Annotated in this window: 21 protein-coding genes and 1 riboswitch; of the genes, 7 read left to right on the plus strand and 14 right to left on the minus strand. The window is 72.5% G+C overall.

The annotated features are described in order from the left end of the window. The first annotated feature begins 27 nt into the window (after positions 1-27). Together AB0C62_RS32585 and AB0C62_RS32590 are read left to right on the plus strand one after the other, a co-directional pair. Positions 28-1,257 carry a SpoIIE family protein phosphatase gene (locus tag AB0C62_RS32585; protein WP_362979441.1) on the plus strand — a complete coding sequence of 410 codons (1,230 nt, stop codon included), beginning with the start codon at positions 28-30 and terminating at the stop codon, positions 1,255-1,257. A gap of 42 nt (positions 1,258-1,299) precedes the next feature. Further along, the gene (locus AB0C62_RS32590) at positions 1,300-1,599 is read left to right on the plus strand and encodes a hypothetical protein (protein WP_362979343.1); all 300 of its coding nucleotides are present in this window, start codon (positions 1,300-1,302) and stop codon (positions 1,597-1,599) included. On the opposite strand, the gene AB0C62_RS32595 is transcribed toward AB0C62_RS32590, so the two are convergent. The 3 genes from AB0C62_RS32595 to AB0C62_RS32605 form a co-directional block, all read right to left on the minus strand. Beyond that, complete coding sequence (locus AB0C62_RS32595; RefSeq protein ID WP_362979345.1) at positions 1,582-2,592, minus strand: hypothetical protein; 1,011 nt, start codon at positions 2,590-2,592, stop codon at positions 1,582-1,584. The genes AB0C62_RS32590 and AB0C62_RS32595 overlap by 18 nt on opposite strands. Positions 2,593-2,732: 140 nt before the next feature. Next, positions 2,733-3,908 carry a DUF2306 domain-containing protein gene (locus AB0C62_RS32600; protein ID WP_362979347.1) on the minus strand — a complete coding sequence of 392 codons (1,176 nt, stop codon included), beginning with the start codon at positions 3,906-3,908 and terminating at the stop codon, positions 2,733-2,735. Positions 3,909-3,993: 85 nt separating this feature from the next. After that, positions 3,994-4,527, minus strand: coding sequence for a PadR family transcriptional regulator (locus AB0C62_RS32605; RefSeq protein WP_362979349.1), 534 nt, complete (start codon positions 4,525-4,527; stop codon positions 3,994-3,996). 167 nt (positions 4,528-4,694) lie between these two features. Here AB0C62_RS32605 and AB0C62_RS32610 point away from each other — a divergent pair, with 167 nt between their 5' ends. Further along, complete coding sequence (locus AB0C62_RS32610) at positions 4,695-5,012, plus strand: hypothetical protein (RefSeq protein WP_362979351.1); 318 nt, start codon at positions 4,695-4,697, stop codon at positions 5,010-5,012. A 69-nt stretch (positions 5,013-5,081) separates the two neighbouring features. Here AB0C62_RS32610 and AB0C62_RS32615 read toward each other — a convergent pair whose 3' ends face one another. Further along, positions 5,082-6,515 (minus strand): NlpC/P60 family protein, encoded by a 1,434-nt coding sequence (locus tag AB0C62_RS32615; RefSeq protein ID WP_362979353.1) that lies wholly within the window; start codon positions 6,513-6,515, stop codon positions 5,082-5,084. Positions 6,516-6,523: 8 nt separating this feature from the next. Next, positions 6,524-6,695, minus strand: a riboswitch (cyclic di-AMP (ydaO/yuaA leader). 464 nt (positions 6,696-7,159) lie between these two features. Between AB0C62_RS32615 and AB0C62_RS32620 the strand changes: the two genes are divergently transcribed. Then, positions 7,160-7,384: a hypothetical protein gene (locus AB0C62_RS32620; RefSeq protein ID WP_164370056.1), complete on the plus strand. Its 225-nt coding sequence runs from the start codon at positions 7,160-7,162 to the stop codon at positions 7,382-7,384. Between the two features lie 42 nt (positions 7,385-7,426). Here the strand turns inward: AB0C62_RS32620 and AB0C62_RS32625 are convergent, their stop codons facing one another. The 5 genes from AB0C62_RS32625 to AB0C62_RS32645 form a co-directional block, all read right to left on the minus strand. Beyond that, positions 7,427-8,173, minus strand: a complete 747-nt coding sequence (locus AB0C62_RS32625) for an alpha/beta hydrolase (protein ID WP_362979355.1) — start codon at positions 8,171-8,173, stop codon at positions 7,427-7,429. A 366-nt stretch (positions 8,174-8,539) separates the two neighbouring features. Beyond that, positions 8,540-8,713 (minus strand): hypothetical protein, encoded by a 174-nt coding sequence (locus AB0C62_RS32630; RefSeq protein WP_362979357.1) that lies wholly within the window; start codon positions 8,711-8,713, stop codon positions 8,540-8,542. 154 nt (positions 8,714-8,867) lie between these two features. Beyond that, positions 8,868-9,566 carry a beta-glucanase gene (locus AB0C62_RS32635; protein WP_362979359.1) on the minus strand — a complete coding sequence of 233 codons (699 nt, stop codon included), beginning with the start codon at positions 9,564-9,566 and terminating at the stop codon, positions 8,868-8,870. Positions 9,567-9,871: 305 nt separating this feature from the next. Next, positions 9,872-10,438: a 3'-5' exonuclease gene (locus tag AB0C62_RS32640; RefSeq protein WP_362979361.1), complete on the minus strand. Its 567-nt coding sequence runs from the start codon at positions 10,436-10,438 to the stop codon at positions 9,872-9,874. Positions 10,439-10,514: 76 nt separating this feature from the next. Next, positions 10,515-10,970, minus strand: a complete 456-nt coding sequence (locus AB0C62_RS32645; protein WP_362979363.1) for a MarR family transcriptional regulator — start codon at positions 10,968-10,970, stop codon at positions 10,515-10,517. 187 nt (positions 10,971-11,157) lie between these two features. On the opposite strand from AB0C62_RS32645, the gene AB0C62_RS32650 reads away from it, so the two are divergent. Further along, positions 11,158-12,612, plus strand: coding sequence for an MFS transporter (locus AB0C62_RS32650; protein WP_362979365.1), 1,455 nt, complete (start codon positions 11,158-11,160; stop codon positions 12,610-12,612). 155 nt (positions 12,613-12,767) lie between these two features. Here AB0C62_RS32650 and AB0C62_RS32655 read toward each other — a convergent pair whose 3' ends face one another. Both AB0C62_RS32655 and proP read right to left on the minus strand, forming a co-directional pair. Then, entirely contained in the window at positions 12,768-13,388 is a 621-nt protein-coding gene (locus AB0C62_RS32655) for a GNAT family N-acetyltransferase (protein WP_362979367.1), read from the minus strand. 197 nt (positions 13,389-13,585) lie between these two features. Beyond that, the gene (proP, locus tag AB0C62_RS32660) at positions 13,586-15,082 is read right to left on the minus strand and encodes a glycine betaine/L-proline transporter ProP (protein ID WP_362979369.1); all 1,497 of its coding nucleotides are present in this window, start codon (positions 15,080-15,082) and stop codon (positions 13,586-13,588) included. Positions 15,083-15,631: 549 nt separating this feature from the next. Here proP and AB0C62_RS32665 point away from each other — a divergent pair. Together AB0C62_RS32665 and AB0C62_RS32670 are read left to right on the plus strand one after the other, a co-directional pair. Further along, positions 15,632-15,868: a UBP-type zinc finger domain-containing protein gene (locus AB0C62_RS32665; protein WP_362979443.1), complete on the plus strand. Its 237-nt coding sequence runs from the start codon at positions 15,632-15,634 to the stop codon at positions 15,866-15,868. Positions 15,869-16,145: 277 nt separating this feature from the next. Next, positions 16,146-18,344: an FUSC family protein gene (locus AB0C62_RS32670; protein WP_362979445.1), complete on the plus strand. Its 2,199-nt coding sequence runs from the start codon at positions 16,146-16,148 to the stop codon at positions 18,342-18,344. An 18-nt stretch (positions 18,345-18,362) separates the two neighbouring features. Here the strand turns inward: AB0C62_RS32670 and AB0C62_RS32675 are convergent, their stop codons facing one another. The 3 genes from AB0C62_RS32675 to AB0C62_RS32685 form a co-directional block, all read right to left on the minus strand. Beyond that, positions 18,363-18,803, minus strand: a complete 441-nt coding sequence (locus tag AB0C62_RS32675; protein WP_362979371.1) for an Lrp/AsnC family transcriptional regulator — start codon at positions 18,801-18,803, stop codon at positions 18,363-18,365. Positions 18,804-18,848: 45 nt separating this feature from the next. Then, positions 18,849-20,198: a transaminase gene (locus AB0C62_RS32680; RefSeq protein WP_362979372.1), complete on the minus strand. Its 1,350-nt coding sequence runs from the start codon at positions 20,196-20,198 to the stop codon at positions 18,849-18,851. 246 nt (positions 20,199-20,444) lie between these two features. Then, on the minus strand, positions 20,445-21,431 hold the full coding sequence (locus AB0C62_RS32685; RefSeq protein ID WP_362979373.1) for an LLM class F420-dependent oxidoreductase: 987 nt from the start codon (positions 21,429-21,431) through the stop codon (positions 20,445-20,447). Between the last annotated feature and the right edge of the window lie 26 nt (positions 21,432-21,457).

Here is a 21,457-nt window from a genome sequence, read left to right on the forward strand (position 1 = left end):
GGCCACGGCAGGAGGCGGGTGAAGCAGGTGGCGGGAGTCGCGCACGACTACGCGGGCGTGTTCCACGCGCTGCCCGGCATGGTCGCCCTGCTCACCCCCGAGCTGGTCTACGTCGACGCCAACGACGACTACCTGAACAGTTCCGGCCGCACCCGTGAGCAGGTGGTGGGGCGCTATCTGTTCGACGTGTTCCCCGACCGGCCGGACGATCCGGCGTCCGACGGGGTACGCAACCTCGAGGCGTCGCTGCGCCGGGTGGTGGAGACGGGGCAGCGCGACGCGATGGCCCTTCAGCGCTACGACGTCGAGTCCCTGGAACGGCCGGGCGTCTGGCAGGAGCGGTACTGGAGTCCGGTCAACGCTCCCCTGCTCGACGAGGACGGCAACGTGGTACTGCTCGTCCACCGGGTGGAGGAGGTCACCGAGCTGATCCGGCACCGGGGCAGGCGGACCGACGCCGACCGGGGCCGTTTCCTGGAGGCCGAGCTGTTCACCCGCGCCCGGGAGCTCCAGGAGATCAACGAACGTCTGCGGCGGGCCCACGCACGCGAGCGGGAGGTCGCGCTCGCCCTCCAGGACGCGCTGCTGCCGGCCGCGCACTACCTGGGCCCGCACCGGGCCGCCGTACGCTACCGGCCGGCCACCAGCGCTCTCAACGTGTGCGGCGACTGGTACGACCTGGTGGACCTGACCGACGGCCGGATGGCGATCGCCGTGGGGGACGTGGTCGGCCACGGACTGTCCGCCGCCTGCGTCATGGGCCAGCTGCGCAGCGCCCTCAGTGCCGCGTCACGCGCTTCGAGCAGTCCCGCCCGGGCACTTGAGGTGCTCGGCCTGTACGCCCGTTCCGTCCAGGGCGCCGAGTCCACCACGGCGGTGACCGTCCGCGCCGACTGGGAGACCCACTCCCTCACCTACAGCAGCGCCGGGCATCTCCCGCCGCTCCTGCTGCGCGGCGACGGACGGGTGGAGTTCCTGGACCGGGCGACCGACCCGCCGCTCGGCGCCCGGCCGGACCACGTGCCCCGCCCCGAGGCCGCCACCGACTTCGCCGAGGGCGACACGCTGGTCCTGTACACCGACGGTCTGGTCGAGCGCCGCGGGGAGGACATCGACGTGGGACTCGGGCGTCTCGCCGCCTCCCTGTCCGACCACCGGGCCGACGAGCCCGAGGCCCTCGCCGACGCCCTGCTGTCGGAGCTGCTTCCGCCCGGCGGTGCCACCGACGACACCGCCCTGGTGATCCTGCGCCTCTGAGCGGACCGCCGGGGAGGCCCGGCGAGGGCTCGGTGGCCGCCGGTGAGTTCGCCGCTCAGCGTGCCGTGGACGCGGGCCCTGTGCTCGTTCAGCCCGGTGATCCGGTGGACGACGCTCGTCTCGTCGGGGTCGGTGACCGAGGTGACGTGGGCGACGTGGGCGACGTGGGCGACCCGCTCGGCGAAGATCACCGTGATGACGGGACGGCTCGACGGCGCGCGTGGTCCACTGCCGGCCGTGCCCCACGTCGTCCGTGACGAACCCGGCCCGACGGTGGCTCGCGCCGCCTTCGCGGGACCAACGGCCCGAGCCGGGCAGGTGCTGTTACGAGCGCGCCGGTGAGGCCCTGGTGAGGAGCACGCGGCCGCTCGCGCCCGCGAACAGCAGACCCGCCACCATGCAGACCAGTGAGAGAGCGGGGCCGGAGTGCCAGTCGACGGCGGAGGCGCGGCAAGCGAGGACGACGGTGACGGTGAGGGCGGTGCACGGCAGGGCGATCAGGGCCGCGCCGGTGCGGGTGAGGTCGTCCTCGGCGAGCGCTCCGAGGACACCGACGCCGAGGGCGAGGGCCCACACGCCGAGTGCCTGGGCGTCCACACGGTTGGTGGTCCAGGGCACGAAGTCGGCCCAGAATCCAGGCCGGGTCAGCAGCCCCGCGCCGATGCCGAGCCAGGCCGACCCGAGCACGGCCAGGGCCGGTTTCGACCAGCCGGGGAGCGGCGCGGTGCGCGGACCGAGCGGCTGGGCGGGGGCGAAGTACTGCCACGCCAGGGCGACGAGGGCGAACACGCAGAGCACGCCGAGGACGAACAGCCAGCCGAGGCTGAACAGCACGGGGACGACGGAGCCGCCGCGAGCGATGTAGAGGTGCCCGGCGTCGAGCAGGCTCACCGTGAAGAGGCCGACGAGGACGATCGCCAGCGGGAGGAGCAGGGTGCGGACCTCGTGCCAGGCCCGGGCCCGGCTCACGGCGAACAGCCCCGGCGCGGTGCCGAGCATCGCCGCGCCGATCAGTCCCGGGGTGAGCGACTCGGGCGAGCGCCAGGCGCCGAAGACGTGTCCGGTGAGGCCGACGGCCATCAGGAGCCCGCCGACGAGGACGCTCACCACGGCCACGGCGGTGGCCAGCATCGCCACACCGGCGGTGAGCGGCCGTCCGCCCTCGACCGGAGGCGCGGGGGCGCGTTCCGCGTCGTCGCCCGGAGCCTCGCGCGTATCGATCGCAGGGGTCGCGGGGACCGGGTGCGTCCCGGCAGGCGGTTTCGCCGCGGGTCGCGGGGTTCGGGAGCCTGCCGCGCTGTCGTCGTGACGGGGCAGGTCGGATGCGTTGGTCATGGGATTCCGTTTCCGGACGGGGTCGATGACGAAGGGGTCGGGCCGGGGCGGACGGCCGTCGGGAACGGCTCAGGGGCGGGCCCGCCGGACACGCGGCTCCGGTTCCGGGCGCGTACCGCCGCCGCGCGCACCGCCTGCCGCTAGGAGACCGGCGACGAGAGGCGGGGGGCCGTGGCGCGGGCGGGCGTGGCCCGCTTGAGGACCTCCCGGGCGTACATGACGCGCAGGCTGACCACGAGGGTCGCCGTGGTCGCGAGCGCGCCGCAGCCGATCGCCGCTCCCGCGGAGACCGCCGTGAGCCGGTCGAGGCCCAGCGTCCGTTCGAAGAGCGGAGCGGCAGCGGCCGACAGCACCGGCGCCAGGCACAGGGCCGTCCAGTGCAGACGCCACTCCTCGCGGGCCCAGAGGCGCCCCGCACGGCCGGTGCGCAGGGCGCAGGAGGCCATCACCGCGTAGGTGACGGCGTACGGCAGGAGATACGCGAGCAGCAGCCGTCGTCCGGGGGCGCCGAAGTCCAGCGAGGAACGGACGATCCAGGTGAGGGCTGCCGCTCCGGCGAGGTGGGCGACGGCCAGGACGGGCAGCGGGGCCCACGACCGGGAGATGCCGGCGATCTTCCGGCGCCGGTCCAGGGAACGCGAGGCGATCAGGGCTCCGAAAGCGACCACCGAGCCGAGGTGCATGGTGGCCGCACGGTTGATCTCCGCCATGGAGAGGCCGGGCATGATCATGGGCAGGCCGCCCCACTCGAAGCGCAGCAGGGGCGCGGTCAGCAGGAAGCCGTAGCAGAGGAGCATCCAGCGCTGGTGCAGGTCCGGGTAGCCGGCGACGGCGGAGAGCACGCCGAACGTCACACTCAGGACCGTGCCCACCAGGATGGTGGCGAGCACGATCCAGAAGGCGGCCCCGCTGAACGCGTCCTCGGGCGCGGTCCGCGCCAGGTACAGCGCGGCGCCGGCCATCGAGGCGCAGACGGTGACCGCGAAGACCACCCCGAGGGCGCGGTGCAGCCGGGTCCGCCGACGCACGGCGGTGAGCACCTGCGCGGGCCCGAGGAGCATGAGCAGGCCGCCGAGGACGGAGTGCACGATCAGCGGGACGAGGCTGTGGCGGTACGGCTCGATCCGGGTGGCCAGGGCGTCGGCCACGTAGCGGGGCGAGACCACGTGCCCGAGGATCCACTCGCCGAACGCCGGGGCGCCGGGGCGCGCGTACGGCCACAGCTCGGTCATGGCGATGGGCGCGTAGCCCACGCACACGGCCGAGACGGCGATGACGGCTACACGGCGCCAGGTGGTGCCCGTCGGACGACGCACGGCGACTCCCTGCTCGTGGCCGCGACCCGACCATCGATAGTCTCGTTTGGACTATCGAGACGGTAGGGCCGCCCGGCCGCCGGGGTCAACGGTCTGTCGCGTCCTCGTCGTCCCTCCGCTGCACCCACTGCCAGAAGTCGACCATCATCCGCTCGTACCGGATGCCGAACTCCAGAGCGTCGCGCTGCCCTCGCGTCAGCAGCTCGCCCACACTCTCCGCGAGCTCCTGGTAGTCGCCGAGGGTCCGCCGGTGCTCGTCGAGCTGGACGGGACCGAGCAGGTCGGGCCGGCCGCCGAACCAGAGCTTGAGGATGCCGCGCTCCCGCGCCTCGACCGGGACGAAGGCGGTGTCGTCCAACCAGTCGCGCAGTGCGGCCCTGCCCTCGTCGGTCAGCGTGAGCACCCGGCGGTTGCGGCCGCTCTCCTGGCGCACCTGCGACAGCAGGCCGGCCTCCAGGAGACGGTCGCACTGCGCGTACACCTGTGCGTGCGGAACCGACCAGAAGGGCGCCACCGTGCGCGCCGCCTCACCCTTGACGTCGTACGCGCTGGCCTCACCGAGCTTGTCGATGACGCCGAGCACGAGGAACGAGGCGGTGGTCAACCGAGCATCAGCCATGGGTCCGACCGTATCGCCACCCGAACACCGCACGGCACACCGTTCACCACGCCGGGGAGGGCGCCCGACGCGAAGAAGCCGCGGGTGACCGTCACAATGCGGGGTATACGGGCGATCACACTGCCGACCGCACTCAGGCCCGCGGGGCACGCACGCTAGGAGTTCCTGTGACCACCTACGTCATCACCGTTCCCGGGACGTTCGTCCACGGCGTCTCGGACTCCTCCCGCGCAGACGTGGAACGAAGGCTGCGCCCTCAGGACCCGCAGAACACGGAACTGGGCGAGACCGAGGAGCTGAGCCTGCTCACCGTGGACGAGAACCACACGTTCTCGGTCCGGCTGGAGGTCGAGGCCGCGGACCGGCGCGCCGCCGAGGCGGAGGCCGTTCGGCTCGTCTCTGGCGCGCTGCGCGAGAGCGGCCTCTCCGAGAACGACGCTCCGCTCGGACCGGCAGCCGTCACGGGAATCGACAGCGAGTTCTGACGCCGACGAGGCCGGGGTGGCCGAGGGGCCGGTCGGCCGCGGGATGCCCGCGGCCGACCCCGCCGCCGCTCAGACCGGCCGTACGACGCTGTGGATCGCCGCCTGTCCGGCGTGCTGGACGGACTCCTCGGTGATCCGCCCTCCGGGGCTGGGCGCGTGGACCATCATGCCGTCGCCGACGTAGAGGCCGACGTGGCTCAGGTCCTCGTGGAAGAAGAGCAGGTCACCCGGCTGGACACCGGCCAGGGCGATCGCCGGTCCGATCCGCGCCTGGTCGGACGTGGACCGCGGGAGCAGCACACCGGCGCTGCGCCAGGCGGCCTGGGTCAGACCGGAGGGGTCGTACGAGCCGGGCCCGGACGCTCCCCACACGCACGGCCTGCCCACCTGCGCGCGGGCGAACGCGACGGCCTCGGCGGCCCGGGTGTCGTACCCGGCGACCGGCGGCGCCGCGACGGCGGCGATGCCTGAGGCGTCGAACCCGGGGTGGGGATCGGCGGACCAGGGAGCGCCGGGCGCGGGCTGGTTCACGGGGTCCGGCCACGACGGGCGCCGACTGTCGTCGACGGCCGGGGCCGTCGGCTCGGGCGCGGCGGACCACGCCTCCCGCACCGGCAGGTACTCGACGTCCGCGACCGGCAGCGGGGCACTTCGCACCTGCGGGTGCCCGGCCTCCACGGCCGGCCACGCGGCACTCGCCACCGACGAGTACGCGGCCGTCGCGGCCGGCATCGGCACGTTCTGCGCCGGCCAGTACGGGGCCGACGGGACGGCCGTCTCCGCGGCCGGCAGGTCCACGGACGGGTACGCGACCGGCGTCGCCGCGCTCTGTCGTGCGGTGTGCCGGTTCAGCAGGTCCTGTGCGGCCGCCAGTTTGCGGCGGGCGCGGTCCTTGCGGAACCGCGGGGAGGCCGCGTCCGAGGCGGGCGCGGGTTCGGACACCACCGGAAGGGGCCCGGTGGACGGGGCGCCGATGTCCGGTACCGCGAGGGCGTACGCGGCCGTCGGGCCGGCGGTCAGTTCGAGGACGGGGCGCGCGGTGAGTTCCGCGACCGGCGCCGCGGTCAGCTCCGCGACGGGACCCGCCGTCAGTTCCCGTACGGGTGCCGCCGTCAACTCGGCCACGGCGCGCGCGCCTTGGGCAGGGAGTTCCATGGGACGTCCCGCACCCCCACCGGACCGGCCGGCCTCGCGCCCCCGGTCGGGCTGCCGGTCCGCGGGCAGTACCGCCGCGACGGTGGGGCCGAGCCGTGACCGCGCACCGTCGAACCACTGGCGCATCAGGTCGCTTTGAGCGGGATCGACACCCCCGCGCTCCTCCCCGGCCGGGCGCTGGTCGGTGAGCCGTCGGGCCGCGGCGCGCCGGTCGCCCTGACGGGAGGAGAGGCCCGCCAGAGCGCGGGTGGCGTTGAAGTTGCCGGTGTCGTCCTCGGCCCGGTCGTAGAGGGATGCGAGCCGTCGGCGGACTTCTTCGCCACTGGGCTGGGTTCGTTCCGGCGCCATGGGGATGGCACTCCTTCCGTCGTCCGCCTACCGGGTTAGCTGTCGGGTTCGGGCGGACGGTTCCGGAAGGTATGCCCTACGGCCAGTGCCCCTCAAGGCGGTTGGCCGATTCACCCCAGGTTCGGTGGGTCCCCGGCTCCGGCTGCCACGAGGACGGGCCGGACTCGGCGGAGGCCGCACCGCCCGGCGAGCATTCGCCGGAGGGAGTCGGGCGGCCTGGTCGTCAACCTAGCCATCTTGTGACCCCCGTGTGAAGATCCACGTCCCAGATGTCCGATACATTTTCGTGACCTTCGTCGCATCGCCCCGCTGTGCGACGGCGGAAGCACACACCGTGCGCGAATCGGCCGTCCGGACAACCGCGTTCGGCGGTGGACCCCCTCCAGGCGTCCGCCTCCCGTCCAGTTCCCTCCACCAACTCTCCACGCCGGCCCGGGGCTTTCGGTGGCCCGAAACAGGCCGTTCGCGGTGCGAACAGAACTGGCGTTCCCTGACGGCTCGTTCGACATCGACGGCTGCCGATGGTCATGCGGTGACCGGTTCTGGCCGACCCTGACGGATGACCACCGCGGCGGCGTCGCGCCCCTACCGTCAGGACAAGGAAGGCCCGCGGAAGGCCCTGAGAGCGAGTCGAGGATCCCCACGTGCACGATGCACCGATCTATGCCCAACTGATCTCCGAACGCGGTGACATACCGACGCTCGTCCGGAGCGAAGCCCGGCGGCTGCAGCGCGACTTCGAGTGGATCCTCAGCTGGGATCCGTCCACGGGCGGCCCGCTTCCCGGGTCCGCCCCGCGCGTGACGGCCGGCTCGCGTCGTTCCTTCGCCCCCGGCCCCGATCCCGCGGACCGGCTGGACTCCGCGTAGGCCCGTCCGGCGTGCCCGCCTCGTACGCGCTCGGGCGTGGGTCTAGAGGACGCCGGGTTCGCCGTCCGGCCCCTCGGCGGGAAGCCGTCCGTCCGGGCCGTCGGTGCGGGACACCAGACCGGCGACCGCCGAGCCCGTGACCTCGTGCCAGGTCCGCGCACGCCGCAGCATCGCGTGGTCGCCGCCCGCCACTCGTACGGCGCTCGCGGAGGATCCTTCCTTCGCGGCGCGGCGCACCAGGGCGAAGGACGCGGCGGGCTCGGTGATCCGGTCCCGGTCGCCGTGCAGCACGATCACCCGCTTGTCCCGCAGATGGGCCACCGGCTCGCCCGCCGGGCACCAGGGTGCGAGGGCGACGACGGCACGGACCTGCGGCGCGGCGGCGGCACGCAGCGCGGCGCGGCCGCCCATCGAGTGGCCGACGAGCACCACCGGCACGTCCCCCACCAGGTCCGTGAGTTCGGCGAGGGCCCGGTGGACGTCGGCGACCGGATCGGCGGCGGCTCCGTTCCATCCGCGTACGCGGTAGCGCACCTGCCCGACGAAGACGTCCTGGTCCGGAACGGCCCGTGTGACCGCGCGCACGAAGGGCCGCATCCGCAGGCGGGAGACGTGCCAGGGCCGCGAGGGAGCCAGGCTGTCCGCCCTGCCGCCGTGCAGGATCAGCACCGCGGCCCGCGTCGGCCCCGCGTCCTCGCCGGCGAGCCGGTGCGGCACCAGCGCCGTCAGTGTCCGGGCAGCCCCGGGACGCAGTCCGTCACGGGCGGACGTCCGCGCAGAGCCTCGCATGGCACCTCTTCACCGTCGGAGCGCTTTCGACGCCCCACCCTAGGCCGACGGGGGATCGCGCCGCCGGTCACTGGATATCCGTAGCCGACGCGGGGGCGGTTTGGTGAGGTGTCCGCCCGGCGGAGCACGCGCTGGGCGCCGCCCCGGGACGAGGCGGGCGCTCCCTTCCGCGTGACAGCCGGATCACGGCTCCGGCGCGGCCTCTCCGGACGCGTACCCCTGGCTGGACCCGCCTCCGGTCGTCCCTGTCCAGTCGACCGGAGGCGGGTGCTCGGTGGAACTACGGCTTCGCCTCGTCGTCCGGAACGTGTGCGGGCACCGGAAGGGGTCGCGCGTAAGCGATCGAAGCGGTCCGTCGGTGCGGTCTCACTCGGCTCCCCCGGGGCGCATGCCGTAGCCACTGCGCCACTCCTGGTAGAGCCGCCACAGACGCTCGGCGAGCGGGCAGCGGCCCGACTCCCCCAGGCAGGTGCGGCAGTTGCCCACATGGCCGATGTACGCGGCCTCGGGAGTCTCTCGCCCCGGTTGCGGATTCGTCATGGCCCTCGGCACCTGTCGGTGCGACGCGCACGAACGCTACGTCGCTACTGATGCCGTACTTCCGTGGCACATCGCCCGCCGGATGCACCCGGCGGGGCCCGATTTCGCTCCGGCCCAGCCGACTTCGGCTCGTGCGCCCGATGCGCCCGCTGTTTCAGTCGAGCAGGCCGACGTCCACCGCCTCACCGTCCGGCTCGTCGGAGCCGGGTCTGCGGACGAGGAGGCCGTCCACCGCGAAGTCCATCGCCGTCACGTCCGGAGCGGGCGGCGGGTGGTAACGCCCGCCGCACACCGACAGGTTGACGATGAGATACGCCTCCCAGTGCCGGCCCACCCCGCGCCGGTCGGCGAAGGCGCGGACGCCGTTCACCCACCACACGACGCGGTGGGCGCCGAACTCGACCACGAGGTCCACCCAGGCTCCGGGCTGGACCGCCCCGTCCCGGTAGTAGTGATGGGCGTCACGGACATGGTTGGAGAGTTCGAGCAGGTCGGGGTTGTCGGGGTGGTATTCGAAGACGTCGATCTCCTGACCGCCGTCCCGCCAGGTCCAGATGGCCGGCCACGCGCCGAGCGCCGTGGGCAGCCTGACCCGGGCCTCCAGCACGTCCCCCGCGCGGACCATGAACGCGTCCTCGCTGCCCTCGGTGGTGAGGAGTCCCGCGTCCCACGCCCCGTCGGAGCGGCGGGTGGCACGGAAGACACCCGTACGGCAGTAGGCGGGGTCGGCCACCAGGTGGTCGAGCTTGTCGTCGCCCGGGTTGACCGGGCCGCCGTCGGGATAGGCCCACGAGTGGCCCGCGACCCATTGACGGGTGGAGGTGAAATCCGCGGTGAAGACGACATCGGACACGCGGGGCTCCTCGGCGACAGCGTTCGTGTACGGGCCAGGTTCTCCCCCGGGACACCCGCGTTACACGCCGTTCACGCAGACCTGCCGGGAAACAACCCTTGGGAGTGAACGGGCCGGACGCCGGGTCGCGGTCGGCGGTGGGCGCATCGCGGGCGGGCCGACTCGGCGCCCGTCAGGCCCCGGGCGGCGAGGCCGTATCGCGGGCGGGCTCTCACTTCACCGCGGCGGAGCCCCGAACCGCGACCCGTCGCACCGGGCCAGGACGAGCACGGTGCGACAACGGCCCTCGCCGTGGCGTCGCGGCCCTAGGGAGTGTCCGGCCAGGCGCCCCGCTCGGCGAGTCCGAGAACCAGGGCCGCGATGTTCCAGGCATCGTCCTCGCCCCGGTGATGCCGTCCCTCCAGGGGCAGTTCGGCGATCCGTAGCGCCTGCGCCATGCCGGGCCGTTTGCGGAGGCGGTGGGCGGCGGCGAAGGCGGCCTTGGCGTTCGTGTGTCGACGGCCGAACGGATAGGGCGTGTCGGTGGCGGCGCACTGGCGGGTGAACTGGTGGCGGTCGTAGTCGCCCCAACTCGCCCACGGCCGCTCCCCCGCGCGGTGCAGGGCGGCCAACTCGCGGCAGGCGTCGGCGAATTCGACCCCCTGGTCGACCTCGTCCGGGGTCAGCCCCGTCAGCTCCGTGCAGAAGGCGCTGACGGTCGACAGGGCGGGCCGCACCAGCAGTCGGTGCTTCTCGCGTCGTACGCCCTGCTCCAGATCGACGACCGTCAGACCGATCTCGATGATCTCGCTCACGGCCCCGGGCGGCGGCGTCCCCTCCCAGCAGGTCGCCTCGACGTCGACGACGTTCAACAGTCCCCCGGACTTGTCCATGCGGGTGAGGCTAGGGCGTGCCGGGCCGGCAGGTCATCGGGTTTTCCGGTGGCCGGCACGTCGGCCGGCCGGCGCGTCAGGGACGCGGCCAGGGCCGTCCGCCGATGCGCTCGATGTCGGCGTTGAAGCGCCGAAGGTACGACGCGAAGGCGGCGATGTCCGACTCCGACCAGTCGGCCATGACACGGTCCAGGGAGCTGATGAGCCCCTGCCGTTCCTGGTCCAGGAGGCGTGAACCCTCCTCCGTGATGCGGAACTTGCGGGCCATGCCACCGTCGGGATCCGGAATGCGGTCGACGAGCCCGGCCCGCATGGCGGCCGCCGTCTGCCGGTTGAGGGTGGAGGCGTCGAGCCCGAAGGCGTCACTCAGCTCACCGATCGACATCGGCCCCTGGACCCGGATACGGCTGAGCAGGATGTACGCGCTGCGCTCCAGGACGCCGTCCTTGGTCCGGCCGCCCTTCTGGTGCATCAGACCGTGGCGGCTCAGCAGCATCTGCTCGTACTCGACCTCGTGTGTGGGCCTGACCATTACGCCTGCCGCCTCCCGCTGTCGCACGGACCGCGCGTCGCACGTATCGGCACGGCCCGCGACCATGGTCCCACACCCGCATGCATGAGCCACATCACATGCGCAATACATACGACGTGTACGATGCACATCCCTTGCCCCACAGGCAGTCACCCAGAGACACACCGAGCCACCCGAGGAGTCCCTCATGGACGCCCCCCAGCCCACCGCCCGAGCGAGCGGTGTGATCGCCACACTCGCCTTCGCCGGCACCGTGGCGGCGATCATGCAGACGCTGGTCACTCCGCTCATCGCCGAGCTGCCGCAGATCCTGCACACCACCCCCGCGAACAGCGCCTGGGTGATCACCGTGACGCTGCTCGTCGCCGCCGTCTGCGTCCCGGTCTCCGGCCGGCTGGGCGACCTGTTGGGCAAGCGGCGGATGCTGCTCGCCTGTTCCGTCCCGCTCGTGATCGGCTCGGTCGTCTGCGCGCTGTCCTCGTCCATCACGCCGATGATCGTCGGGCGCGGCCTGCAGGGCATGGGCATGGGCATGGTGCCGCTGGGCATCGCCCTGCTGCGCGACGTGGTGCCCGCGGAGAAGCTGAGTTCGTCGATCGCACTGGTCAGCGCCTCCATGGGCATCGGCGGCGGCCTCGGCCTCCCCATCTCCGCGGCGGTCGCGCAGTACGCGAACTGGCGGGTCCTCTTCTGGGGTTCCGCGGTCCTCGCCGTCGCCATCGGAACGCTCATCTGGTTCCTCATCCCCGACGTGCCGGCCAGCGCCAAGGGTCAGCGGTTCGACGTCCCCGGAGCGCTCGGGCTCGGCGTCGGCCTGGTGTGCCTGCTCCTCGGTGTCTCCAAGGGCGCCGACTGGGGCTGGGGTTCCGCCACGACGCTCGCGCTGCTCGTCAGCGCCGTCGTGGTCCTGCTCGCCTGGGGCTTCTGGGAACTGCGCACCCAGGACCCACTGATCGACCTGCGCACGACGGGCCGCCCCCGCGTCCTGCTGACCAACGTGGCCTCGATCTTCGTCGGCTTCGGCATGTACGCCAGCATGCTGATCATTCCGCAGCTGCTCCAGTTCCCCGACGCCACCGGCTACGGTCTGGGCCAGTCGATGCTCGCGTCCGGCCTGTGGATGGCACCCGGCGGCATCATGATGATGATCGTCTCCCCGTTCGGCGGGAAGCTCACCGACGCCCGGGGTCCGAAGTTCACGCTGATCTGCGGCGTCCTGGTCATCGCCCTCGGCTACGGTCTGTCGCTGGCCCTCATGGGCTCGGCCTGGGGTCTCATGCTGGTCGGCATGGTCATCAACAGCGGCGTCGGCCTCGCCTACGGCTCGATGCCCGCGCTCATCATGAGCTCCGTACCGCTCTCCGAGACCGCCGCGGCCAACGGCTTCAACACCCTGATGCGCTCGCTCGGCACCTCGGTCGGCTCGGCGGTCGTCGGCGTCATCCTCGCGCAGATGACGACCACGGCGGCCGGCTACACCTTCACCTCCGAGAACGGTTTCCGTACCGGGCTCGTCGTCGGCGGCTGCGTCGCCCTGGTCGCCGCGGCGATCGCGGCCGTCATCCCGGCGGTCCGCGCCGCGGCCGGCACCGACAAGGCGGGCCCGACGACCGCGCCCGAGGTGACCGCCGCCGCGCGCTGAGGCCGAAAGGCCGAACGCACCGGTTCCGGCGGGTGGTCGTCGTCCGCCCGCCTCGGAACCGGTGCCCCCGCTCGCGAGCGCCGCACGGACTTCCCGGTGTCCACGAAATGGCCGTGCGGCGCTCGCGATCCTCAACTCCCTTTCCGCGCGCGCCCCTACACGACCACCGTGGACCTGCCGAGATACGTGAGCGGCCCCGGATCCGCGACGGGGATCTCGTGGAAGTCGAGACGGTCGTAGAACGCTCGCGCCGCCTTGTTCGCGGTGACCATGCCGAGATGGACGGCGGGCACCCCGCGGTCGTGCAGCGCGGCCAGGAGGGTGTGCATCAACGCCCTTCCGTGACCTCGGCGTTGATGCTCCGGCAGCAGATCGATGTGCAGGTGCGCCGGATAGGCGGCCAGTTCGGCAAGGATCATGCGCTCGGGGGTGTGCAGCAGCCCGATCATCTCCTCGGTCGGCGTGCGCGGCGCCCCCGTGAGCGGCGGGTAGCGGTGCGCGACCCGCGGGATCCAGGACTCCCGGAACCGTGCCGCGAACGCCTCGGTGTCCGCGGTACCGACGACGTAGCCGACCGCCCGGCCGCCGTCGTCGAGGACGAAGGCCAGTTCAGGCTCCAGATGACAGTAGGGCTCCGCGAAGATCGCCGGCATCAGCCCCTCGTCGGGGTACCGGGCACGCGAGTCCCCTCCCTCGTCCGCCGTGCTCACACAGACGTCGGCGACGGCGGAACGGTCGGCGGGCCGGTAGGGGCGAATGCTCGGCGATGCGCTCATGGACGGCATCCTGGCGCCTTGGGAGCGCTCCCACAAGAGGCGGGACGCCGCCCGCCCGAACGTACGGTGGCCCACCCACAGCGGACGTACGGCGGCCGATCCTCGGCGGACACGGCGGACGCGCGGCAGCCGTACGAGGACGGCTGCCGCGCGTCGGACACACCCGGTCGTCTCCGCCCGGACACGGGCCCCGGATCTCAGAACCGCGGCACCGGTGCCCGGCTCTCCACCAGTTCGGCGGCCTCCTCCGGAGTGCCGACGGCGGGCGGCGATCCTGCCAGCGGCTGCCGCGCGGTCTCCTTCATGCAGGCCACCGCGATCACACCGACGAGGGCCGCCCCCATCGCGTAGTACGCGGGCATCAGTTCGCTTCCGGTCACCGAGATGAGCGCGGTGATCACCAGCGGGGTCGTCCCGCCGAAGAGGGAGGCGGAGAGGTTGTAGCCGACCGAGAGGGAGCCGTAGCGCACCTGGGTCGGGAACAGCGCGGGCAGGGCCGCCGACATCGTGCCCAGCATGCAGACCAGCGAGAGACCGAGCATCAGCATGCCCGCCGACACCGCCACCAGGCTGCCCTGCTGGAGCAGCAGGAAGGCGGGGACGGACAGGAACAGGAAGCCGAGCATGCCGGCCATGAGCAGCGGCTTGCGGCCGAAGCGGTCGGAGAGTCTGCCGACCTGGCTGATGATCAGCATGAGCACCACCATGGTGGCGATCAGGACGAGCAGCCCGTGCGTCTCGCTGTAGCCCATCTCGTCGGACAGATAGGTCGGCATGTACGACAGCAGCATGTAGTCGGTGATGTTGTAGGCGCCGACCAGGCAGATGCACAGGATGAGCGTCGGCCAGTAGTCACGGAAGATCTTCGCGAGGTCTCCCTTGGCGGTCGTCTCCACGGCGGAGGCGGCGTCCGACGCCTTGTGCGAGGACTCGTCCTCCAGCTTCTGGAACGCCGGCGTCTCGTCCAGGCGCAGTCGCAGATACAGACCGACGAGTCCGATCGGCCCCGCCACCAGGAACGGCACGCGCCAGCCCCAGGACTCCATGCCGTCACTGCCCAGCGCGGAGGTCAGCACCGTGACCAGGCCGGCCGCGCCCACGTACCCGGCGAGCGTGCCCAGCTCCAGGAAGCTGCCGAAGAAGCCGCGACGCCGGTCGGGCGCGTACTCGGCGATGAACGTGGAGGCGCCGCCGTACTCACCTCCCGTGGAGAAGCCCTGCACGAGACGGAACAGGATCAGCAGGACCGGGGCCCAGAAGCCGATGGTGGCGTAGGAGGGGATCAGCCCGATGGCGAAGGTGCCGACCGCCATCATGATCATGGTGACGGCGAGCACCTTCTTGCGGCCGACCCGGTCGCCCATGGGCCCGAAGACCATGCCGCCGAGCGGGCGGACCAGGAAGGACACGGCGAAGGTCGCGAACGACGACAGCAGCTGGACGGTGCCGTTCCCGGACGGGAAGAAGACGTGCCCGATGGTGACGGCGAGATAGCTGTAGATGCCGAAGTCGAACCACTCCATGGCGTTGCCGAGCGACGCCGCCTTCACCGCGCGCTTGACCGCCGCCTCGTCCGTGACCGTGATGTCGGTCCGCCGCAGCGGGGGATTCCTGCGCCTCCGTACGGCTCTGAACAGCGTGCGATGACGCTTGACCGCCTCCGGATCGACTGGGTGCGTCTCGGTGACCGCCATGAAGCGTCCTCTCTGCCTTCTGTGTCTTCACTGCTCTGAGCCCAGGAGATGCCCAGAGGCTCGTTTACTCGTTCGTGGCAGATGCAAACAGATTCACGGCAACGATGATCTTCGTCACGCGCGGGCACCGGCTCGGCGCCGCTTCCGGCGCCGTGTCCTCGCCGGGCGCTCGCTCGTTCACCGGCCATGTCACCAGCTGATCCGATCAACCGGCCGGAGGCCGTCGGTCCCCAGCACACGGCGGCCCCGACCCGCCGGGCCGGGCACGGCCCCGAGGCCGCCGCGGCACCGGCCGCGCGACAGTCCGAGGGCCACGGGGCACCGTCCGCCCCGGACCGGTCCGCCGTCGCCAACCGATGGTGCACCGTCATCTTCTGACCGGACCGGTCCGGCGGTCTCGCCCCCGGACGGACTGCGTGGCCCGTGCCGGGCGGGGAGACTCGACGTATGGCACCCGACGAGGCAACGGCACATGGCTGGGTGGTCGCCGCCGACGGCGGACGACCTGAGGGACGGAGCTGCTCCCACTTGGAGCAGGCCGTGCACGGGATGGGTCTCTCCGGCGCGGAAGGCTGCGCGGAGTGCCTCGCCCGGGGCAACACTTGGGTTCATCTCCGCGCCTGTCTGACCTGCGGCCATGTCGGCTGCTGCGACAGTTCGCGGGGGCAGCACGCCACCGCCCACCACGAGCGGTCCGGCCACCCGCTCGTCCGGTCGGTGGAGCCGGGCGAGACCTGGGCGTGGTGCTACGAGGACGAGGTCTTCCTCCGGCGCGAGCCGTGCTGAGTCCCCACCCGCTACCGGCCGTGTCCGCCCCGTATCCCCGTCGGCGCACGGCGGCTGTCCCCCGGACGGAACCCGGTGGTCCGCGCCCCGCGGCCGGGCCGGCCGGGGCGGCGGGACGGTGGGGCAGCGCGGACCGTGCGACCCCCGCATGCCATGCTGGAGTTCCGGATCATGACGCGGGAGCGGGGAAAAGCGCAGCGTGAGGACAGTGACCAGGCCGAGTCGGGCGGGGATCTGGGACCGGTACGCGGCCTCCGACCCGGGGTTGTTGCGGCTGATGGCCGGCCTCCGGACCGTCGGTGCCATCGCGTTGGCGCTCGCCGTCCTCAGCCTGCTCGGCGCCAATGTCACTCACATGGTGGCTGGTGCGATGACCGCGATGGTCGGCACGTTCGCGATCAAGGAGAAGCAGCGCGGCGATCAGGCCCGCACCCTCTTGCTCGGGCTGCCCGTGGCCGTCGTGGCGATGACGCTCGGCGCGTGGCTGAACCACCATGTCGTCGCGGGCGACCTGTTCTTCGTCGCGCTCATCTTCACGGCGGTCTACAGCCGCCGGTTCGGCGATCGCGGGTGGGCGCTCGGGCTCATCGGGTTCCAGATCTACTTCGTGTCGCTGTTCGTCGGAGTCACCTTCTCCACGCTCCCCGGGCTGGTCGCGACGCTCGCCGTCGCCTTCGCCTGCAGTGCCGTCGTCCGGTTCGGGCTGGTCGTCGAGACACCCGAACGCGTCCTGCTGCGGCTGCGCGAGGCGTTCCGGGCACGGCTGGCCCAGCTGGTGTCCGCGCAGATCGACCTCCTCGACGCCACTCCCGACCGAGCCGAGAAGGCACTGGAGGACGTACGGCAGAACACCGCCCGGCTGCACGAGAGCGCGATGATGATCCAGGGCCGCCTGGAGGAGGGTACGAGCGACAGCACGGTCGCCTCGCTGCTCCAGCGCCGGGTGGCCGATGCCGAGATCTCCGCGGAGCGGCTCGGTGTCCTCATCCTCACCGCGCGCAGCGCCGAGCGGGCCGACACCCTCACGCTGCACCTGCCGGACGCGCCGCTGCCCGCGCCGGGTGACCGGCTGCTGGCGCAGGAGGACACGACCGCGGTCCTGCGGCGCGACCTCGACGCGCTGCGGCTGCTCGTCGCCCGCCCGGCCTCCGGTGAGCGCGGCACCGGTGTCGCCCAGGTTCGCAACCGCCTTCTCGGCTACCGGGACGAGGAGAACCTGCCGCGTGCCTCGGCCGCGGTGCAGGACGTGTTCCGCGGTATCGGCGAGGCGGCGCGCTCCGTGCTCGGTCTGCGGCTGGCGCTCGACGGGCCCCAGGACGAGTCGGACGACTCGCCGGAGACGACGCGTTCCCGCGAGGAACTGGACGCCGAGGACGTCGCCATCGCGGGCGCCGAGGAGTCCGAGGAGGACGAGTCGGCGCGCAAGGGGCTGCAGCGGCCGACGACTCGGGCTGCCGTGCAGGTCTCGGTCGGCTCTGCGCTCGCCATCGTCGGCGGGGAGTTCCTGTCCAGCCAGCGCTGGTACTGGGCGGTGCTGACCTGCTGGGTGGTCTTCCTCAACACGTCCTCGACCGGGGAGATCCTGGTCAAGGGCTATCGCCGGCTGCTCGGGACCGTGCTCGGCGTGGTCGCGGGTGTCGGACTCGCCGGTGTGGTCGGCGACCACACCTGGATCGCGTTCACGCTGGTGCTGCTGTTCATCTTCGCGATGTTCTTCACGGCCCCGCTGTCGTACGCCCTGATGTCGTTCTTCGTGACGGCGATGCTGGGGCTGCTGTACACGCTGCTCAACACCTACAGCGCCTCGGTGCTCTTCCTGCGGATCGAGGAGACGGCGCTCGGCGCGGCGTGCGGAGTGGTCGCGGCGGCCCTGGTGCTGCCGGTGCCCACGGACCGGCGTACCGACGAGCTCCTCGCCACCGTGCTGACCCGGCTCGGGGACGTCAGCAGCGCGGCCGTCGACCAGTTGAGCGGCGGGGTGGCGCTCGACCTGCTGGACAAGGCGCGTGATCTCGACACGGCGCTGGAGGATCTGCGGTCCTCCACGCAGCCGTTGACGCACCCGATCACGCCGCTCAGGGCGCGCCGCCAGACCGCCCGCTACCTCGTCGCTCTGCTGGAGACCTGCGCGTACCACGCCCGGTCGCTGGCGGCGACGGCCGAACTCCTGCCCTACAGCCGGACGGTGGCCGCCGACCCGCGGCTCAAGCTCGCGGGCCGGCGCATCAGCCACAACATCGACGTCCTCGTCGCACGGGTCGAGGACGAGACCGCCGACGGGGTCGCGGAGACGGGGGCGAGTCTCGCCTCGATGCTGGAGCCGGACGCGCCGGGTCTCCCGCGCCACGACCGCGTCACGGGCCGGGTCCTGCGTCATCTCCAGCGCCTGGACGAGGGCGTGATCGGTCTGGCCCGCCCGCTGGGCGTTCAGGTCGCCACGCCCGAGAAGACGTCGCCGCGGAGTGCGGCGCCGTAACCCCTGCGGGGCGCTCGTTCAGCCGACGTTCCAGAGGAACCGGTGCGTGTGGATGCCGAAGTACGGGAACGACTGCACCAGGCGGACCCCTTCGACCGGCCGCACGACGTCGTTGACGAAGTCCAGCAACTCCCGCGGGCCCGGGCAGACGACCTCGGCGAACAGGTCGAAGCCGCCCGAGGTCAGCACCGAGTAGACCACCTCGGTCCGTTCGGCGAGCGTGTCGGCGACGGCTCGTGGATCCCCGTCGACGCCGATGCCGAGCAGCGCCATCGCCTGACCGCCCATGCCCATCGGGTCGGTGACGCCGACGACCTGCACCGCCTGGGAGTCGAGCAGGCGTTGCAGCCGCTGGCGGGCCGCCGACGCCGACAGGCCCACCTTCGGGCCGAGTTCGGCGTAGGCGATACGGCCGTCGATCTGCAGTTCGCGCAGGATGGCCCTGTCGATCTCGTCCACGCGCGGTTCCTTTCCGTTCGGCTCGCGGGGGTTGAACGGCGTGGCTCAGCCGACCAGTTCGGCCAGCGCGCCGGCGAACACCTCGGTGTGCAGGTCGACGTCCCGCTCCGTGGTGTCGGGGCACATCAGCGCCATGTTGTGGAAGGGGGTGAGGAGGATGCCCCGGTTGGCGAGGTAGAGATGGAGGAAGTCCTCGAGTTCCGTGTCGGCGGCGGCTGCCGACGCGGTGCCGGTACGGGGCGCGGGGTCGGCGAACCGGTACTCGGTACGGGCGCCGAGCCGGCTGACCGACCACGGCAGCTCCCACCGCTCGATGCCCGCGCGCACCCCGGCCTCGAACCGCTCGGAGAGCTTCGCCATGGCGGTGAACGCCTCGTCGGTGAGGACGTGTTCGAGGGTGGCCCGCATCGCGGCGACGGAGAGGGCGTTCCCGGCGAGGGTGCCGCCGACGCCGCCCATGTCGACCAGGTCGAGGTCGGCGCGGCCCAGCAGTTGCTCGGCGAGGTCGGCCGAGAGCCCGTAGGCACCGGCCGGGATGCCCCCGCCGATCGCCTTGCCGATGGTGAGCATGTCCGGCTCCAGGTCCCAGGCGGCGGTGCAGCCGCCCGGTCCCGCGGAGAAGGTGTGGGTCTCGTCGTTGATGAGGAGGGTGCCGTACCGGCGGGTGAGTTCACGGACCCCCTCCAGGTAGCCCGGTTCGGGCAGCACGATGCCGATGTTGGTGAGCGCGGGCTCCATCAGGACGGCGGCGACGTCTTCTTGGGCGAGTTCGCGCTCCAGTTGGGCGAGGTCGTTGAACTCGGCGACGCGGCTGGTGAGGGTGACGTCGCAGGGCGCGCCGACGTTTCCGGGCCGGGTGGCGCCCCGTCCGTCGGGGCCGACCACGATCAGCGATTCGTCGACACTGCCGTGGTAGCTGTAGCTGTTGACGAGGATCTTGGGGCGTCCGGTGACGGCCCGCGCGAGCCGGATGGACCAGCGGTTGGCGTCGGTCGCGGTGAGCGCGAAGCTCCAGCGGGCGAGGCCGAAGCGGCGGGTCAGCTCGGCGCCGACCCACTCCGCCTCCTCGGTGGGCAGCATCGCGGTCGCGCCGCCGCTCTCGGCGAAGCGGGCCTGAACGGCCTCGGCCACCACCGCCGGGGAGTGTCCGGCCATCGCGCCGGTGTCGCCGAGGCAGAAGTCGACGTACTCGTGACCGTCGATGTCCGTGACACGGGCGCCGCGAGCCGTGTCCAGGTAGCGCGGGAAGGCCCCCGCCGTCTTGTTCATCCAGGTCATCGGGACCCTGCCGAAGAGATGGTCGGCCCGCTCGTAGGCGGCCCTGGACCGCGGGTTGCGGCGCTCGGCCTCGGCGCTCTCGCGGGCCAGGAGCTGCTGCAGCCGGGTGCGGTCCATCGAGGGGCTCCTTCGGTCCGGTGAACGAATACGGCGATGCTACGAACGGATGCGCCTTTCCATCAAGGCCTGACGACGGATTCGATTGCCTCGGCACACGAATCGAGCGTCTGGCGGGGTGCATGGACCGTCCGTCCGAGCGTTCGCCGTCCGGGCCGCCGTACGGGCGCGGTCGACGGCTCGCGGGTCACCCGCCGCCCGCGACCGGCCACCCGTTCCCGTTCCCTGGCCGGGTGGAGCCGTTCCTCAGGTGGCGTTCGGTCGTGTGCCGTTCGGCGCGCCCGGTGCCAGCGCGGTCAGGGTGCGTTCGCCTCCCGGGTCGCCGTCGGTGGCGGGGACGAGGGCGATCTCGTCCAGGCCCGCGGCGGCGTAGGCGGCGATCCGGGCCTCGACGGTGGTGAGGTCGCCCACCAGGCCGACCGTGGTCGCGGCCTCCCGCGGGAGCTTCGCGAGCAGGGTCTCCCGGTCGGCGCCGGACCGCGCCTGTTCGACCGACTCGCCGAAGCCCGCCGCGGTGAACATGTCGCTGTAGCCCGGCACCGTCAGATAGCCGACGACGCTGCCCAGGATCTGACGGACCGACTCCGGCTCGGGGTCGACCGCCGCGGGCAGCCAGGCGGCCAGTCGTGGTGGTGTCCGGCCGACACGCTCGGCGGCGGCCACGAGCTTGGCGCGCAGCTCGACGACCTGCTCGGGTGAGACGACGTCGAGGAGCATCCGGTCCGCGTGTTCGGCGGCCGCCGCGATCGCCCGGTCACCGAAGGCGGCCACGGTGAGCGGGCCGCCCGGCGGCCGCTGCCGGCGGCGGAACGAGCTGCCGGGCACGATCGGCTCGCCGGGCGCACCGTGCAGAAGGGCGCGGACGGCTTCCGCGGACCGGGCGAGTTCGGCGGCGGGCCGGGTCCGGGGACGGCCGTGCACGCCTTCGACGACCCGCTTGCTGGAGGTCCCGAGGACGACTCCCACCGGGCGGCCGATCACGGCGGCGGCGGACGCGGCGCCTCTGGCGATGGTGAGAGGGTCCCGGACCGAGACCGGCACCGGTCCGGCCGTCACGGAGACGCGCTCCGTGACGTGTCCGACGGCGGTGGCGAGCACGAACGAGTCCCAGGTGGGCCCCTCCCCCGCCCACACCTCGTCGTACCCGAGCCGGTCGGCGACCGTCGCGACCCTCAGGGGTTCCTCTGTCGGGCTGTCGTCCTCTCGCGCTGCGGCGACCACGCTGATCTTCATGCCTGCCACCGTAGTCACGGCCGGAG

It is taken from the genome of Streptomyces sp. NPDC048643 (assembly GCF_040650615.1).
GTDB lineage: Bacteria > Actinomycetota > Actinomycetes > Streptomycetales > Streptomycetaceae > Streptomyces.

Coding starts and splice junctions, on each gene's coding strand:
- AB0C62_RS32595 (WP_362979345.1), bottom strand. CDS start 2,592: ATGACCAACGCATCCGACCTGCCCCGTCACGACGACAGCGCGGCAGGC.
- AB0C62_RS32605 (WP_362979349.1), bottom strand. CDS start 4,527: ATGGCTGATGCTCGGTTGACCACCGCCTCGTTCCTCGTGCTCGGCGTC.
- AB0C62_RS32615 (WP_362979353.1), bottom strand. CDS start 6,515: ATGGCGCCGGAACGAACCCAGCCCAGTGGCGAAGAAGTCCGCCGACGG.
- AB0C62_RS32625 (WP_362979355.1), bottom strand. CDS start 8,173: ATGCGAGGCTCTGCGCGGACGTCCGCCCGTGACGGACTGCGTCCCGGG.
- AB0C62_RS32630 (WP_362979357.1), bottom strand. CDS start 8,713: ATGACGAATCCGCAACCGGGGCGAGAGACTCCCGAGGCCGCGTACATC.
- AB0C62_RS32640 (WP_362979361.1), bottom strand. CDS start 10,438: ATGGACAAGTCCGGGGGACTGTTGAACGTCGTCGACGTCGAGGCGACC.
- AB0C62_RS32645 (WP_362979363.1), bottom strand. CDS start 10,970: ATGGTCAGGCCCACACACGAGGTCGAGTACGAGCAGATGCTGCTGAGC.
- AB0C62_RS32650 (WP_362979365.1), top strand. CDS start 11,158: ATGGACGCCCCCCAGCCCACCGCCCGAGCGAGCGGTGTGATCGCCACA.
- AB0C62_RS32655 (WP_362979367.1), bottom strand. CDS start 13,388: ATGAGCGCATCGCCGAGCATTCGCCCCTACCGGCCCGCCGACCGTTCC.
- proP (WP_362979369.1), bottom strand. CDS start 15,082: ATGGCGGTCACCGAGACGCACCCAGTCGATCCGGAGGCGGTCAAGCGT.
- AB0C62_RS32665 (WP_362979443.1), top strand. CDS start 15,632: ATGGGTCTCTCCGGCGCGGAAGGCTGCGCGGAGTGCCTCGCCCGGGGC.
- AB0C62_RS32670 (WP_362979445.1), top strand. CDS start 16,146: ATGGCCGGCCTCCGGACCGTCGGTGCCATCGCGTTGGCGCTCGCCGTC.
- AB0C62_RS32680 (WP_362979372.1), bottom strand. CDS start 20,198: ATGGACCGCACCCGGCTGCAGCAGCTCCTGGCCCGCGAGAGCGCCGAG.
- AB0C62_RS32685 (WP_362979373.1), bottom strand. CDS start 21,431: ATGAAGATCAGCGTGGTCGCCGCAGCGCGAGAGGACGACAGCCCGACA.